The sequence below is a fragment of the Streptomyces sp. Y1 genome (genome assembly GCF_041053115.1).
Lineage (GTDB): Bacteria > Actinomycetota > Actinomycetes > Streptomycetales > Streptomycetaceae > Kitasatospora > Kitasatospora rubellomurina.
Genome location: NZ_CP163445.1, coordinates 7,210,828 through 7,225,690 on the forward strand (window position 1 = coordinate 7,210,828; position 14,863 = coordinate 7,225,690).

Here is a 14,863-nt window from a genome sequence, read left to right on the forward strand (position 1 = left end):
AGGACCGCACATGCCCGCCACCGGCAGCCAGCTCCTCGAAACCCCCGAACGCCGCGCCCTGCGCCAGGCCGTGGCCGACCTCGCCCGCCGCTACGGCTCCGACTACTTCCTCGCCAAGTCCCGCGCCGGCGAGCCCGTCGACGAACTGTGGGCGGAGGCCGGCAAGGCCGGATACCTGGGCGTCAACCTGCCCGTCGAGTACGGCGGCGGAGGCGGCGGCATCACCGATCTGGCCATCGTGCTGGAGGAGTTGGGCGCGGCGGGCTGCCCGCTGCTGCTCATGGTGGTCTCCCCGGCGATCTCCGGCACGGTGATAGCCCGCTTCGGCACCGAGGAGCAGAAGCGCCGCTGGCTGCCCGGACTGGCGGACGGCAGCCGCAGGTTCGCGTTCGGCATCACCGAGCCGGACGCCGGCTCCAACTCGCACCGGATCACCACCGTCGCCCGCCGGGACGGCGAGGACTGGCTGCTGACCGGCCGGAAGGTGTTCATCTCGGGCATCGACCAGTGCGACGCCGTGCTGTTCGTGGCCCGCACCGAGGACTCTCGCACGGGCAAGCTCAAGCCCTGCCTGTTCGTCGTCCCGCGTGACACCCCCGGCTTCGAGTACCGGCCGATCCCGATGGAGATCGTCGCCCCCGAGCGGCAGTTCCAGGTGTTCCTGGACGACGTCCGGCTGCCCGCCGACGCCCTGGTCGGCGACGAGAACGCCGGCCTGCTCCAGCTCTTCGCCGGCCTCAACCCCGAGCGGATCCTCACCGCCGCCTTCGCGCTCGGCCTGGCCCGGCACGCCCTCGGCCGGGCCGTCGACTACGCCAAGGAGCGCACCGTCTGGTCCACCCCGATCGGCGCCCACCAGGGCCTGGCGCACCCGCTCGCCCAGTGCGCGGTGGAGATCGAGCTGGCCCGGCTGATGGCCCAGAAGGCCGGGCTGCTCTACGACGCGGGCGAGGACGTCGCCGCCGGGGAGGCCGCCAACATGGCCAAGTACGCGGCGGGCGAGGCCGCCGCCCACGCCGTCGACCAGGCGGTGCAGACCCTCGGCGGCAACGGCCTCACCCAGGAGTACGGGCTGGGTGCGCTGCTGGTCGCCTCCCGGGTGGCCCGGGTCGCGCCGGTCAGCCGCGAGATGGTGCTCAACTACGTCGCCCAGCACACCCTCGGCCTGCCGAAGTCGTACTGACCGACCGAACTGACCGCCGGGCGGAGCTACCGAACCGAGCTACCGGACCGAGCTGAGGTGCGCGAACACCACCGTGTTGGCCTCGTACCCGGTGTGCCGGTCGAACTTCCCGCCGCAGGTGATCAGCCGCAGCTCGGCCCGCGCGGCGGAGCCGTACACCAGGGCGTCCGGGAAGTCCTTCTTCGGGAACACCTGGACGGAGTCCACGGTGAACACCGCGGTGCGCCGGTCCTTGCGGGCCACCTCCACGGTGTCGCCGGGCCGTAGCAGCCCGAGCCGGTAGAACACCGCCGGCCCGCTGCGGTTGTCGGCGTGCCCGACCACGAGCGCGCCGCCGGCGGCCCCGGGCGTTGTGCCGTCCCGGTACCAGCCGACCAGGTTGCGCTGGTCCATCGGCGGGGTGGCCAGCTGGTGGGAGGCGGTCAGCCCGAGGCCGGTGACCGGGGCGTCGACCTTGATCGAGGGGATCCGGATCCGGGTCGGCGCCGAGGCCGGCAGCGGCGGCACCTCGGGTACCGGCGGCGGGGTCGGCGCCGCCGCGGAGGGGACGGCGGCGGGCTTCGCGGCCGGTGCGGGGGCTGACGGCGCGGCGGACGGCGGCGGGGCGGGCAGCGGCGGCCCGTCCCGGCCGCTGGTGCCGTCGCGGACCAGCCAGACGCCGCCCGCCGCCAGGGCCAGCGCGACGACCCCGGCCGTCAACGGGCCGGGGCCGACGCGCGGGGCGCGGGTGGGACGGTCAGGACTCGGCATTGCGCCCGGAGCGGCGGCGCAGCGCGCGCACGGCGATCCCGCCGGCACCGACGATCAGGACGGCGCCGCCGAGCACCTCGGTGGTGTCCGGCCCGGAGGTGCCGCCGCCGCCGGTGCCCACCCCGCCGTGCGGGCCGGTCGGCGAGGCGCTCGGCGAGGCGCCGGGGGAGTGCGAGGGGCTGGGGGAGACGCCCGGCGAGGGCGACGGGGAGGAGGACGGCGACGGCGAGGAGGAGGGCGAGGGTGAGGAGGACGGCGAGGGCGACGGGGAGGGCGACACGCAGGACACGTCGAAGACCTTCTGCTTCGCGTTGCCGTTCTCGCCGACGAACGTCCATTCGAGCTTGTAGTGCCCGTCCGGAAGGGTGAGGTTGCCGGTGTGCCCGGTCCCGTTGGTCAGGGTGATCGATCCGGCGAGCACCTGGGCGGTGCCGGTCGGCGGCTGCTGCTCGATCGTCCAGTTGACCTGCTGGATGGTGTCGAAGTTGAAGGCGTCCAGGTAGAAGACGCAGACCTTGGGCTCGTCGCGGGTGTCGTCGACGGGCGTGGTGCTCTGGTGGATCTTCACGTCGCCGTTGTCGCCCGGCGCGGCGAAGGCCGCCGGGGCGGCGCCGAGGGCGAGGAGGGTCGCCGCGGCGGCGGTGGCGAGCAGACGGCGGGCGGCGGGCAGGGGAGGGGCGAGGGGTCGCACGGCAGGGCGCTCCAGGGGTCGGGGGCCGCACCCGGGGCGGGCGGCCATGGTGCACCACCGTCCTGTCGGGCGCCCCGCGCGGCAACGCGCCACGCACAGTCTCGGCCGGGTTCCCCACAATGGCCCAGCGGCGGCCCCGGGGATCCGTATGCTCCTGAACGCGCCCCGGGCCGGTGGTCGTCCCGACCCTCCGCCGGCTCTCGTTTCAGCTTCAACTTCCGTAGTGGAGGCTTACCTTGGTGTTCCGAAGCGAGTTCCCCGACGTCGAGACGATCGACCTGCCGATCCATCAGGCGGTCCTCGGCGACGCCGCCCGGTACGGCGACCGCCCGGCCCTGGTCGACGGCATCACGGGCGAGCGCACCAGCTACGCACGGCTCGCCGCCGCCGTCGAGCGGATCGCCGCCGGACTGGCCGGGGCCGGGGTGCGCCAGGGCGACGTGCTGGCCCTGTTCAGCCCGAACAGCACCGCCTACCCGATGGCCTTCTACGGCGCCACCCGGGCCGGCGCCACCGTCACCACCGTCTCCTCCCTCGCCACCCCCGGCGAACTCGCCGGCCAGCTCGCCGACGCCGGCACCCGCTGGCTGGTCACCGTCTCCCCGTTCCTGCCGACCGCCCTGCGGGCGGCCGAACTACTGGTCGAACGGGGCCGGCCGCTGGCCGAGGTCATCGTCCTGGACGGCGCCGAGGGCCACCGCTCACTCGCCGACCTGCTGGCCGCCACCGGCCCCGCCCCCGAGGTCGCCATCGACCCCGGCCGGGACATCGCCGTCCTGCCCTACTCCAGCGGCACCACCGGCCTGCCCAAGGGCGTGATGCTCACCCACCGCTCGGTCTCCACCAACCTCGCCCAGTGCGACCCCCTCTTCCGCCCCGAGGAGGGCGAGCGGATGCTCGCCGTGCTGCCCTTCTTCCACATCTACGGCCTCACCGCGCTGATGAACCAGCCGCTGCGCTGCGGCGCCACCGTCGTCGTGCTGCCCCGCTTCGACCTGGAGCAGTTCTGCCGCACCATCGAGGAGCAGCGCGTCCAGGGCCTGGTGATCGCCCCGCCGATCGCCCTCGCCCTGGCCAAGCACCCGGTCGTCGACCGCTACGACCTCTCCTCCGTCGAGTACCTGCTGTGCGCGGCCGCCCCGCTCGACCCGGAGCTCGCCGACGCCTGCGCCCGCCGCCTCGGCCTGCCGCACCTGCTCCAGGGCTACGGCATGACCGAGCTGTCCCCGACCACCCACGTCGTCTGCCCCAAGGAGACCGACCCCTCGCCCGGCTCGGTCGGCCGGATGGTCCCCTCCACCGAACTGCGCGTCGCCGCCCTCGACGGCAGCGACGACGACCTCGGCCCCGGCGAGCGCGGCGAGCTGCTGATCCGCGGCCCGCAGGTGATGAAGGGCTACTTCGGCCGCCCCTCCGACACCGCCGCGATGATCGACGCCGAGGGCTGGCTGCACACCGGCGACGTCGGCTACGTCGACGAGCGCGGCTACCTGTACATCGTCGACCGGGTCAAGGAACTGATCAAGTACAAGGGCTACCAGGTCGCCCCCGCCGAGCTGGAGGCCGTCCTGCTCGCCCACCCGCAGATCGCCGACGCCGCCGTGATCGGCGTCCCGGACGCGGACGGCACCGAGTGCCCCAAGGCCTTCGTGGTGCGCACCCCCGGCAGCTCGCTGACCGAGCAGGAGGTCACCTGGTACGTCGCCGGCCAGGTCGCCCCCTACAAGAAGATCCGTGCCGTGGAGTTCGTCGACGCCGTCCCCAAGTCCGCCGCCGGCAAGATCCTGCGCCGCGAACTGCGCGCCCGGGAGGCCCAGCGCGCCGGGGCGACGACCTGACCACCCCCGCCCCCGGCGGCCGGAGCCCGCGGCCCGTCTGTGAGGATCGACCCGCCGCACCTCGACCGGAACGGGAACCAGCACCAGCCATGACCAGCCACCCCGCCGCCAGAACCCCCCAGCAGGACCGCAGCCGCGCCACCCGGGCCCGGCTGCTCGCGGCGGCCGTCGAGTGCCTGGCCGAACTCGGCTGGCAGGGCTCCACCGTCACCGTGGTCGCCGAGCGGGCCGGCGTCTCCCGGGGCGCCGCCCAGCACCACTTCCCGACCCGCGAGGACCTGTTCACCGCGGCCGTCGAGCACGTCACCGCCGAGCGGCTGGCAGCCGTCCGCGCCCACGCGGGCCGACTGCCGGCCGCCGGCCCCGACCGCACCCTGGCCGTCGTCGACATGATCGTCCGGCTCTACACCGGCCCGCTGTTCCGCGCCGCCCTGCACCTGTGGACGGCCGCCGCCACCGAGGACGCGCTGCGCGAGCGGATCGTCGCCCTGGAGGGCCGCGTCGGCCGGGAGGCCCACCGGGCCGCCGTCGAGTTCCTGGACGCCGACGAGACCCGCCCCGGCGTGCGCGAATCGGTGCAGGCCACCCTCGACCTCGCCCGCGGCCTCGGCCTCGCCAACCTGCTCACCGACGACAGTCATCGACGTTCCGGAGTGATCCGGCAGTGGGCGGGCCTCCTGCAGAGTACGCTGCGCCCGGTACGCCCATGACGCCCGTACACCGTCAGCGGCCGGACAACCCCTGACAAGGGGTCGCCGGGCGGCCGATGTCCGTGCAGTCTGGAGAAGAACCCCGGCCGGCACGGACCGCGAGGCCCACCCGGCCGGGCACGAGCCGAACCGGGGTGCTGCCTGATCATGCACGGACACGACTGGGACGCGACCGACGCCGCCGGCCTCGCACCGAGCGGTGCCCCGGTACGCGCCGAAGGCCATCGACTCGTCCCGCTCGCGACGGCCCTGCTCCAGGGCGACGGACTGATCCTGCACTGGAGCGAGGACGCCGAGGCCCTGCTCGGCTACACCTCCGAGGAGGCCGTCGGCAGCTACGCCGCGCAACTGCTCACCGTCGAGACCGAACGCTCCGCCGTCCTGGGACTCTTCCAACGGATCATGGCCGGCGGCGGCACCTCCTTCGTCTTCCCGGTCCGCCACCGCGACGGCCACACGGTCGAGCTGGAGTTCCGCACCTACCCGATAGCCGGCCCGAACGGCACCCTGCTGCTGCTCGCCACCGCCTCCGACACCCGCGCCCTGCACGCCGTCGAGGCCGACCTGGCCGTCCTCGACGGCATCTTCGGCCGCTCCCCGATCGGCATGGCCGTCTACGACACCGACCTGCGCTACGTCCGGATAAACGAGGCACTGGCCCGGATGAACGGCGTCCCCGCCTCCGCCCACCTGGGCCGCCGGATATCGGCCGTGCTGCCCGGGATCAACACCGGCGAGATCGAGCAGATCCTGCGTCAGGTGCTCAGGAGCGGCAAGCCCGTCGTCGACGCCCGCTCGCACGGCCGCGTCCCCGGCGACCCCCGGCGCGACCGCGCCTGGTCCGCCTCCTACTTCCGGCTGGAGGACTCCACCGGCAAGGTCTTCGGCGTCGCCTCCTCGATCATCGACGTCACCGAGCGCTTCCAGGCCGAGGCCCGCGCCGCCCGCGCGCAGGAACGTCTCGCCACCATCGCCGAGGCCACCGCCCGGATCGGCACCACCCTCGACCTCACCCGCACCGCCGAGGAACTGATCGAGGCGGTCGTCCCCCGGTTCGCCGACTTCGCCACCGTCGACCTGCTGGAGCCGGTGCTGCGCGGCGCCGAGCCCAGCCCGATCCCCACCGACCGGCCGATCACCCTGCGCGCCGTCGCGGTCGGCGAGTCCTACGAGTCCGGCCTCGGAGGCGCCGTCGACGTCGTCGGCGAGGCCTCCGAGTACGCCCCCGAGCGCAGCTACATCCAGTGCCTGCGCAGCGGCCGCCCGCTGCTGCGCTCCCACGTCACCGAGGACGTGCTGCGCGGCCTGGTCTCCAGCGACGACCGGGTCGCCCCCGGCATGGCGGCCGGCATCCACTCGTACATGATGGTGCCGCTGATCGCCCGGGGCATGGTGCTCGGCGGCTCCGAGTTCATCCGCATGCGCAACCCCGAGCCGTTCACCGACGCCGACGTCGCCCTCGCCGAGGAACTCGTCGCCCGCACCGCGCTGGCCCTCGACAACGCCCGCCTCTACCGCCGCGAACGGGAGACCGCCCTCACCCTGCAGCGCAGCCTGCTCCCGCAGGAGATCCACCGCACCCTCGGGCTGGAGATCGCCTACCGCTACCTGCCCAGCAGCGTGACCAGCGAGGTCGGCGGCGACTGGTTCGACGTGGTGCCGCTGTCCTGCGGCCGGGTCGCCCTGGTCGTCGGCGACGTGATGGGCCACGGCATCCGGGCCGCCGCCACCATGGGCCAGCTGCGCACCGTCGCCCGCACCCTGGCCACCCTCGACATGCCGCCCGAGCAGGTGCTCACCCGGCTGGACGAAACGGCCTCCGGAATCGGCGAGGGCCAGTTCGCCACCTGCATCTGCGCGGTCTACGACCCGCTGGACCGCACCGTGCAGGTCGCCTCGGCCGGCCACCTGCCGCCCGTCTGGGTCGGCCCGGACGGCGTCGCCCGGCGGGTCACGGTCCCGCCCGGGGTACCGCTGGGCGTCGGCGGAGTCGCCTTCGAGTCGATCGAGTTCACCATCCCCGAGGGCGGCCTGGTCGCCCTGTACACCGACGGCCTGGTCGAACGGCGCGGCGAGGACCTGGACAAGGGCATCGACCTGCTCGCCGCCACCCTCGCCCAGCCCGGCCGGACCCTGGAGGAGAGCTGCGACGCGGTGCTCTCCGCCCTGGTCACCGACGGCACCGAGGACGACATCGCGATGATCATGGGCCGGGTGCTGCCGCTGCCCGCCGACCGGATCGCCACCCTCCCGCTCACCGGCGGCGGCCGGGTCCCCGGCCAGGCCCGCCGCTTCACCCGCGCCACCCTGGACAGCTGGGGCCTGGGCGCCCTCGCCGACTACGCCGAGCTGCTGGTCAGCGAACTCGTCACGAACGCCCTGCTGCACGCCGACGCGCCGCGCCGGCTGCGGCTGTTCCGCGACCGGGTGCTCACCGTCGAGGTCTCCGACGCGGGCGGCCAGACGCCGCAGCTGCGCCCCTTCGCCGAGCAGGACGAGGGCGGGCGCGGGATGTTCCTGGTCAGTGAGCTGGCCCAGCGCTGGGGCAGCCGGCTCACCCGGGACGGCAAGGTGGTCTGGGCCGAGCTGGAACTGCCCTTCGGCGTGTCCTGAGCACGGCGCGGGCCCCCGCGGTGATCACCGCGGGGGCCCGCGTTCGCGCTAGGCGCGGATCTTCTCGGGCGCCGGAGCGGCGTCCTCGGTCGCCTCGCCCCCGGTGGGCCGGTTCTCGCCGCGCAGCAGCCGCCAGGCCATCGCCGCCGCGCCGAGCAGCAGCAGGGTGGCCAGCAGGCCGGCGCTGTTCATGCCCTGCACGAACACGTCCTTCGCGCTCGCCAGCAGCGGCCCGGCGACCTCGGCCGGCAGCCCCTGCGCCGTCTCGACGGCGGCGCCCAGCGACTCCCCGGCCCGGGCGGCCGAGGCCGGGTCCACCCCGGCCGGGACGGCGAGCCCGCTGGTGTAGATCGAGCCGACCACCGAACCGACCAGCGCGATGCCGAGCGCGGTGCCCAGCTCGTAGGCCGTCTCCGAGACCGCCGAGGCGGCCCCCGCCTTGTCGGCCGGCGCGGCCGTGAGCACCAGGCCGGCGCCGAGGGTGTAGGCGACGCCCTCGGCCGTACCGACCACCAGGAAGGAGGCGGCCAGCACCAGGTAGGCGGTGTCCTGCTGGAGGAAGCCGAGCACGGCCATGCCCAGGCCCATCGCCAGCAGGCAGCCGGCCAGCAGCGCCCGGGCGCCGAAGCGCCGGGCCAGCCGGGCGGTCAGCAGACCGCCGGCCACCGAGCCGACGAAGGCCGGCAGCTCCGCCAGGCCCGCGTGCAGCGGCCCGAAGCCGCGCACCAGCTGCAGGTACTGCGAGCTGACGAAGACCACCCCGGACACGCCGACCAGCGAGATCAGCGAAGCCGTGACGGCGGCGGTGAACCGCCGGTCGGCGAACAGCCGCACGTCCAGCAGCGGGGTCTCCAGCCGCAGCTGGCGGCGGACGAAGACGGTCAGCGCGGCCGCGCCCGCCACGAAGGCGACGGGGACGTCCCAGCGGGCGACGCCGTGCGCCGCGGCCTCCTTGACGGCGTAGACCACGCCGATCACCCCGGCCATCGACAGCGCGACGCTCAGCACGTCCCAGCGGCCCGGCCGCGGGTCCCGCGATTCCGGCAGCAGCCGGGCGCCCAGCACCAGCAGCAGGAGCAGCACCGGGATGTTCAGCAGGAACACCGAGCCCCACCAGAAGTGCTCCAGCAGCGCCCCGCCGACGATCGGCCCGAGCGCGGCGCCGGCCGTGGCCGCGGCGCCCCAGATGCCGATCGCGGTGGCGCGCTCCCGGTCGTCCGGGAAGAGGCCGCGGATCAGCGACAGGGTCGAGGGCATGATCGTCGCCCCGGCCACGCCGAGCAGCGCCCGGGCCAGGATCAGCCAGCCGGCGCTCGGGGCGTAGGCGGCCAGCAGCGAGGCGGCGCCGAACGCGGCGGAGCCGGTGAGCAGCAGCTTCTTGCGGCCGATCCGGTCGCTGAGCGCGCCCATGCTGACCAGCAGGCCGGCCAGGACGAAGGAGTAGGAGTCGCCGATCCAGAGCAGCTGGGTGCCGCTGGGGCGCAGCGTCTCGCTGATGGAGGGGATGGCGAGGGACAGCACGGTCGCGTCGAGGGCGACGACGGTGACGGCCAGGACGAGGACGGCGAGGCCGGTCCAGCGCTGGCGGGTGGTCAGGGCGGTGCTCATGGCGTATCGGTTTCCGGTTTCCGGTCCGGGTCGTTCTGGACGGCGGGGGCGGTGTCGGTGGATTCGGGGGTGCCGGTGGTGTCGGGGCGGCGCAGGGCCCCGCCGAGGAACAGCTCGGCGAGCGAGAAGGCGGCGTCGCGCGGGGCGAGCCGGCCGTCCTGGACGGCCCAGCCGATGCCGGCGACCAGGTCGAAGAAGGCCTCGCTCAGCCAGGCGGCGCTCAGCTCGATCCGGAAGACGCCCTGCTGCTGGCCGCGCAGGAAGAGCGCGTGCAGCCGGGCGATCTGGACTTCCCAGAGGTCGTTCAGCCGGTCGTCGTCGTAGAGCTGGTTCTCGCCGGCCAGGAAGGCGCAGAGCGCGGCGTCCGGGACGGCGGCGTCCACCAGGCGGCGCAGCGCGGCGCGGGCGTCGCCGTCCTCGACGGCGGCGGTGTCCAGGGCGGCGGCGAATCGTCGCAGGCCGAGCATCCCGACCTCCAGGATCAGCGCCTCGCGGCCCGGGAAGAGCCGGTGCAGGGTGGCGCGGCTGATGCCGGCGGCGCGCGCGATCTCGTCCAGGTGGGCGGTCGGGCGGCGGGAGAGCACGCCCACGGCGGCTTCCAGGACGGTGTCGCGATCGGTGGCCATGAGACAAGTGTAAGCCGAATGAGACACGGATGTCTCAGAATAGGTTCGGGGGTCTCAACCGGGCCGTTGCCGTCCGGGTGTGCGGACAGCAAAAACCGGGGACGGCGGGTGCGCCGTCCCCGGTCCGGGGTGCTGCTGGGGCCGTACGGCCCGGTCAGCTCTGGTTGTAGAAGCCGGTGTCGTCCAGCGGGCGGTCGATCACCATCACCTCGACGTCCGCCGGGGTGAGCAGGAACACCCGGCGGGCGATCCGCTCGATGCCGCCCCGGGTGCCGAAGATCAGCCCGGAGGCGAAGTCGACCATGCGCTTGGCCTCGGCCTCGTCCATCTCGGTGAGGTCCATGACCACGGGGGTGCTCGCCCGGATGTGCTCGCCGACCGTCCGCGCGGCCTCGAATCCGGTCGGCCGCAGGGAGACGATCTTCGCGGGCGCGGGGACGGACGGCACCGTCTCCTGATCGACCCACTCGTCGTCGTACACCGCGGCCGGGTAGTTCCCCGAGGGCATCAGCCACCCGTTGTGGTGCTCGTCGCGAAGTGCTCCCATGCCGCGCCTCCCTGCCTCGTCCCGTCCTGGTCCCCCGGGGGTGGGTGTCGTTCTTGACACGTCATCCACTCGTCGGAACTGTCCGAGTATCGCACTGTTCACCGGTCCCGTGCCCGCTCGCGACCTCCGTACGAGTCGTGCCGCGCCGGAACCCCGGGCGAGCCCGGGCACCATCACCGACGCGAAGGCGCACCGTACGGTTGCGCGCGTAGACCATATCGGTCGCGGTCACCGCACAATTGACCTTCTGTCAACAATGCGGAAACGATTTCGCCCCGGTTCGGTCCCGGGCTCAGTCCCCGGTCGAACCGTCCACCAATTCGCGCAGCAGATCCGCGTGTCCGTTGTGCCGGGCGTACTCCTCGATCATGTGGACCATGATCCAGCGGAGCGTCACCTCCTGCCCCCGGCGCGGCCGCTCGGCCACGGTGTCCAGCGGCAGGCCCTCGGCGGCGCTGCGGGCGGCGTCGATCTCGGCGCGCCAGGCGGCGAAGTCGTGGGCGACGTCCGCCGTGTCGACGTTGTTGAAGTCCCCGTCCTCGTCCTCCTCCGTCCAGAAGATGCCCCCGGGCAGCTCGGTGCCGAGCAGGACGCGCTGGAACCAGTGCTGCTCGACCTCGGCCATGTGCCGGACCAGGCCGAGCAGGGAGAGGTTGGACGGCGGGGCGGAGCGCAGGCGCAGCTGGTCGTCGGTCAGGCCCTGGCACTTCAGGGCGAGGGTGCTGCGGTGGAAGTCGAGCCAGGCGGTGAGCATCGTGGCTTCGTCGGCCACCATCGGCGGGTCGATGCGCGGGGCGAGTTCAGTCATATCGGCCATCCTGGCGGGCCCGGGCGGCGGGCGGCCAGCGGATTTCCGCCGGCGGTCACCGCCGGCGGTGACCCGTCAGACCGTGCGCGGCCGGCGGCGGGCCCGGGCGGCCCGCCAGAGCCCCACCAGGCTGCCCAGCACCAGCACCGCCACGCCCCCGGCCGACACCAGGAAGGCCGCCGAACCGGGCCTGCCCGCGCTGGCCGCCGCCGTGACGTACACCGCCGTGGTCGGCACCACGCCGATCGCCGTCGCCGTCAGGAACGGCAGGAAGCCCACCCCGGAGAAGGCCGCGCCGTAGTTGCCCGCCTGGAACGGCATCCCCGGCAGCAGCCGCAGCACCAGCACGCTGCGGAAGCCCTGCTCGGTGAACCGCCGGTCCAGCGCGCCCAGCACCTTGCCGCGCAGGAACGGGCGCATCGCGTCCCGGCCCAGCCAGCGGGCCAGCCCGAACGCCAGCACCGCGCCCAGCGTCGTGCCGAGCACCGCCAGCGCCACGCCCTCCCGGATGCCGAGCAGCAGCCCGGCGGCGGCGTTCAGCGCGGGGCGGGGGACGAAGGCCAGCGTGCCGACCGCGTAGACGGCGGCGAACAGCGGCGCGAACCAGTAGCCGGGCAGCCGGTCCGCGAGGCCGCCGTTCAGCAGTGCGGTCGGGCTCCACAGCAGCAGCGAGCCGGCGGCGGCGCCGAGCAGCAGCACGAGGACGGCGAACCGCCACCACGGCGAGGCGGCCGGGGCGGGCGTCTCGGTAACCGGGGTGTGGCCGTCCTGGTCGGCGTCGGACGGTGCGGCGGCGGTGGTGGCGGGCACCGGCCGAGCCTAACCCGGACGGCGGAGCGGACGGCCGGGCGGGGGAGGGCGAGGGCACCGGGCCCGGTGAGGAGAATCGGCTCATATCGGGCTGAGGTTCTTCCCGGAGGGGTTCTCCGGAGCCGCGCCGGTCGGGACGTCCTTCGTGGAACCCGGTTCGCCGAGGCGCAGCGCGCCGGCGCCCGGCAGGAGGGCGCAGCACAGGACGGTGACCAGGCCGAAGGAGACGGTCAGCGAGGTGGCCTGGGCGAGGGTGCCGATGACGGCGGGGGCGATCAGGCCGGAGGTGTAGGTGACGGTGGCGACGCCCGCGATGGCCTGGCTGGCGTTGGTGCCGATCCGGCCGGCGGCGGCGAAGGCGAGCGGGACGATCACCGCGACGCCGATGCCGATCAGCGCGAAACCGGGGATGGCCAGGGCCGGGCGGTCGGCGGCGACCACGAGCAGGCCGCCGGCGGTGGCGACGGCGCCGCCGAGCCGGGTGGTGCGGACAGCGCCGAGGCGGCGGATCACCGCGTCCCCGGCGAGCCGGCTGGCGGCCATGGTGAGCGAGAAGGCGGTGTACGAGGCGGCGGCGACGGTGGCCGAGGAGCCGGTGACGTCGCGCAGGTAGACGCCGCTCCAGTCCATCGAGGCGCCCTCGGCGAACACCGCGCAGAAGCCGACCAGGCCGATCACCAGTGAACTGCGCGGCGGCAGGGCGAAGCGCGGCGGCGCCTCGGCCTCCTCGGCGGCCCGCAGCTCGGGCAGGAGGCGGCAGACGGGCTGGGCGAGGGCGAGCAGCACGAGCGCGGTGAGGGCGAGTTGGAGCCGGGCGTCGAGGTCGAGGTGGGCGGCGAGGATGCCGAAGCCGGAGGCGAGCAGCCCGCCGGCGCTCCACATGCCGTGCAGTCCGGACATGATCGAGCGGCCGAGGCGCTGCTCGATCTCCACGCCCTGCGCGTTCATCGCGACGTCCGCCATGCCCGCCGTGGCGCCGTACAGCAGCAGGGCGGCGCACAGCACGGGCAGGCCGGGGGCGAGCGCGGGGAGGGCCAGGGCGAGGCACCAGAGCGAGAGGAGCCCGCGGACGGCGGCCCGGCCGCCGTAGCGGTGCACGAACCGCCCGGCCAGCGGCATCGCCAGGGAGGAGCCGATGGCGGGCATGACCAGGGCGAGGCCGAGCAGGCCGGAGGAGAGGTCGAGGCGCTCCTGCAGCCAGGGGATGCGGGTGACGAAGGTGCCGCCGACGGCGCCGTGCACGGCGAAGACGAGCGCGATGCCGGTCCGGGCGCGGCGCGGGTCGGCGAGCGGTTCGTGTGCTGGTGGTGCCGATGGTGCGGTGGGGTGTGCCATCCGGCGTTCCCTCCCGGTCGCGGGCGGACAGGGTCCGCGCGGTGGCGCAGCACACGGGCGGACGGTTCGATAAATTATCAGGAAGGGACCCTGATAGAAACCGTCTGGAAGGATGAGCCGCCATGACCACCGCGCGTACGGCCACGCCGAGCACCGCCCGGGCGATCAACGACCGGCTGGCACTCAACCTGCTCCTGGAGCAGGGCCCCCTGACCGCGACCGAGCTGCGCGGCCTCACCGGCCTGTCCCGGCCCACCGTCGCCGACCTGCTCGACCGCCTCCAGCGCACCGGCCTGGTCGCCGTGGTCGGCGAGCGCGGAGAACAGCGGCGCGGCCCCAACGCCCGGGTCTACGCGCTCGTCGCCTCCCGCGCCCACCTCGGCGCCGTCGACGTCCGCTCCGGCGGCGTCAGCCTGATCGTCGCCGACCTCGCCGGGCGCACCCTCGCCACCGCCGAGGCCCCCGTCGACGGCGGCGGCGGGCCCGGGACGGCCGCCCGGATCGTCGACGTCCTGCGGGAGACCGCGCGCGGCGCCGGCGTCGAGCGGCTGCACACCATCGCGGTCGGCGCCCCCGGGCTGGTCGACCCGGCCACCGGGCGGCTCCACAGCACCGGCGACCTGCCCGGCTGGCACACCGAACTCCTCACCGCACTGCGGGAGTTGCCGGGCGTCGAGGTGATCCTGGAGAACGAGGTCAACCTCGCCGGGCGGGCCGAGTACCGGATCGGCGCCGCCCGCGACCGCGAGACCTTCGTGCTGCTCTGGCTCGGCCACAGCGTCGGCGCCGCCGTCGTCCTGGACGGGCGGCTGCGCCGCGGCTTCTCCGGCGGCACCGGCGAGATCTGCTTCCTGCCCGTCCCCGGCGCCGTCGGCCTGCCCAGCGCCGACAGCTGCGAGGGCGGCTTCCACGGCCTGGTCGGCAGCGCCGCCGTCTGCGCGCTCGCCCGCGCCCACGGCCTGCCCGCCGACCCGGCCGGGGACGCGCCCGCCGCCGAGGCCGCCGTACGCGCCGCACTGGTCGCGTCCGGGCCCGGCGAGCCCGGCGGCGCGTTCCTCGACGAGCTGGCGGAGCGGATCGCGCTCGGCGCCGCCGCCGTCTGCGTCGTCCTCGACCCCGGCTGCGTGGTGCTCGGCGGCGAACTCGGCCGGGCCGGCGGGGACGAGCTGGCCGCACGGGTCGAACGGCGGCTCGCCCTGCTCTCCCCGCTGCGCACCGAAGTGCGGGCCGGTACGGCGGGCGGCGGCGCGGTGCTCGCCGGGGCCGTGCTCACCGCCGGGGACGCCGCCCGGCGGGACCTCTTCGGCGAGCCGTGAGGTCCCTCGCGGGAGGACCCGAGGGCGA

Annotated in this window: 13 protein-coding genes; 5 read left to right on the top strand and 8 right to left on the bottom strand. The window is 74.8% G+C overall.

Annotated elements, in window-relative coordinates; genetic code table 11:
• Positions 1-10: 10 nt before the first annotated feature.
• The gene (locus tag AB2U05_RS31120) at positions 11-1,183 is read left to right on the top strand and encodes an acyl-CoA dehydrogenase family protein (RefSeq protein ID WP_045691888.1); all 1,173 of its coding nucleotides are present in this window, start codon (positions 11-13) and stop codon (positions 1,181-1,183) included.
• A gap of 39 nt (positions 1,184-1,222) precedes the next feature.
• Here AB2U05_RS31120 and AB2U05_RS31125 read toward each other — a convergent pair whose 3' ends face one another.
• A complete protein-coding gene (locus AB2U05_RS31125) occupies positions 1,223-1,933 on the bottom strand; it encodes a class F sortase (protein WP_369184953.1) in 711 nt (236 codons plus the stop codon).
• Positions 1,920-2,624: a hypothetical protein gene (locus AB2U05_RS31130; RefSeq protein WP_369184954.1), complete on the bottom strand. Its 705-nt coding sequence runs from the start codon at positions 2,622-2,624 to the stop codon at positions 1,920-1,922. The genes AB2U05_RS31125 and AB2U05_RS31130 overlap by 14 nt, the downstream gene beginning before the upstream one ends.
• Positions 2,625-2,860: 236 nt before the next feature.
• Between AB2U05_RS31130 and AB2U05_RS31135 the strand changes: the two genes are divergently transcribed.
• The 3 genes from AB2U05_RS31135 (at position 2,861) to AB2U05_RS31145 (ending at position 7,785) form a co-directional block, all read left to right on the top strand.
• The gene (locus tag AB2U05_RS31135; RefSeq protein ID WP_369184955.1) at positions 2,861-4,462 is read left to right on the top strand and encodes a 4-coumarate--CoA ligase family protein; all 1,602 of its coding nucleotides are present in this window, start codon (positions 2,861-2,863) and stop codon (positions 4,460-4,462) included.
• 89 nt (positions 4,463-4,551) lie between these two features.
• Positions 4,552-5,172, top strand: coding sequence for a TetR/AcrR family transcriptional regulator (locus tag AB2U05_RS31140; protein WP_045691885.1), 621 nt, complete (start codon positions 4,552-4,554; stop codon positions 5,170-5,172).
• 147 nt (positions 5,173-5,319) lie between these two features.
• A complete protein-coding gene (locus AB2U05_RS31145; protein ID WP_078859486.1) occupies positions 5,320-7,785 on the top strand; it encodes a SpoIIE family protein phosphatase in 2,466 nt (821 codons plus the stop codon).
• A gap of 48 nt (positions 7,786-7,833) precedes the next feature.
• On the opposite strand, the gene AB2U05_RS31150 is transcribed toward AB2U05_RS31145, so the two are convergent.
• The 6 genes from AB2U05_RS31150 to AB2U05_RS31175 all read right to left on the bottom strand — a co-directional run bounded on the left by AB2U05_RS31150 (position 7,834) and on the right by AB2U05_RS31175 (position 13,519).
• A complete protein-coding gene (locus AB2U05_RS31150) occupies positions 7,834-9,393 on the bottom strand; it encodes an MFS transporter (RefSeq protein ID WP_369184956.1) in 1,560 nt (519 codons plus the stop codon).
• Positions 9,390-10,019: a TetR/AcrR family transcriptional regulator gene (locus AB2U05_RS31155; protein ID WP_078859485.1), complete on the bottom strand. Its 630-nt coding sequence runs from the start codon at positions 10,017-10,019 to the stop codon at positions 9,390-9,392. Before AB2U05_RS31155 ends, AB2U05_RS31150 begins: the two co-directional genes overlap by 4 nt.
• Positions 10,020-10,173: 154 nt before the next feature.
• Entirely contained in the window at positions 10,174-10,566 is a 393-nt protein-coding gene (locus AB2U05_RS31160; protein WP_052706523.1) for a cell division protein SepF, read from the bottom strand.
• Positions 10,567-10,858: 292 nt separating this feature from the next.
• Positions 10,859-11,374, bottom strand: coding sequence for a DinB family protein (locus AB2U05_RS31165; RefSeq protein WP_369184957.1), 516 nt, complete (start codon positions 11,372-11,374; stop codon positions 10,859-10,861).
• 75 nt (positions 11,375-11,449) lie between these two features.
• Entirely contained in the window at positions 11,450-12,184 is a 735-nt protein-coding gene (locus AB2U05_RS31170; protein ID WP_369184958.1) for a TVP38/TMEM64 family protein, read from the bottom strand.
• An 81-nt stretch (positions 12,185-12,265) separates the two neighbouring features.
• Positions 12,266-13,519 carry an MFS transporter gene (locus tag AB2U05_RS31175; RefSeq protein WP_369184959.1) on the bottom strand — a complete coding sequence of 418 codons (1,254 nt, stop codon included), beginning with the start codon at positions 13,517-13,519 and terminating at the stop codon, positions 12,266-12,268.
• 122 nt (positions 13,520-13,641) lie between these two features.
• On the opposite strand from AB2U05_RS31175, the gene AB2U05_RS31180 reads away from it, so the two are divergent.
• Entirely contained in the window at positions 13,642-14,835 is a 1,194-nt protein-coding gene (locus tag AB2U05_RS31180) for an ROK family transcriptional regulator (protein ID WP_369184960.1), read from the top strand.
• The last annotated feature ends 28 nt before the right edge of the window (positions 14,836-14,863 follow it).

What these genes read in the sequence shown, in the direction of transcription:
- AB2U05_RS31120 (WP_045691888.1), top strand. Translation starts at nt 11, where the DNA reads ATGCCCGCCACCGGCAGCCAGCTCCTCGAAACCCCCGAACGCCGCGCC.
- AB2U05_RS31125 (WP_369184953.1), bottom strand. Translation starts at nt 1,933, where the DNA reads ATGCCGAGTCCTGACCGTCCCACCCGCGCCCCGCGCGTCGGCCCCGGC.
- AB2U05_RS31140 (WP_045691885.1), top strand. Translation starts at nt 4,552, where the DNA reads ATGACCAGCCACCCCGCCGCCAGAACCCCCCAGCAGGACCGCAGCCGC.
- AB2U05_RS31145 (WP_078859486.1), top strand. Translation starts at nt 5,320, where the DNA reads ATGCACGGACACGACTGGGACGCGACCGACGCCGCCGGCCTCGCACCG.
- AB2U05_RS31150 (WP_369184956.1), bottom strand. Translation starts at nt 9,393, where the DNA reads ATGAGCACCGCCCTGACCACCCGCCAGCGCTGGACCGGCCTCGCCGTC.
- AB2U05_RS31155 (WP_078859485.1), bottom strand. Translation starts at nt 10,019, where the DNA reads ATGGCCACCGATCGCGACACCGTCCTGGAAGCCGCCGTGGGCGTGCTC.
- AB2U05_RS31160 (WP_052706523.1), bottom strand. Translation starts at nt 10,566, where the DNA reads ATGGGAGCACTTCGCGACGAGCACCACAACGGGTGGCTGATGCCCTCG.
- AB2U05_RS31165 (WP_369184957.1), bottom strand. Translation starts at nt 11,374, where the DNA reads ATGACTGAACTCGCCCCGCGCATCGACCCGCCGATGGTGGCCGACGAA.
- AB2U05_RS31175 (WP_369184959.1), bottom strand. Translation starts at nt 13,519, where the DNA reads ATGGCACACCCCACCGCACCATCGGCACCACCAGCACACGAACCGCTC.
- AB2U05_RS31180 (WP_369184960.1), top strand. Translation starts at nt 13,642, where the DNA reads ATGACCACCGCGCGTACGGCCACGCCGAGCACCGCCCGGGCGATCAAC.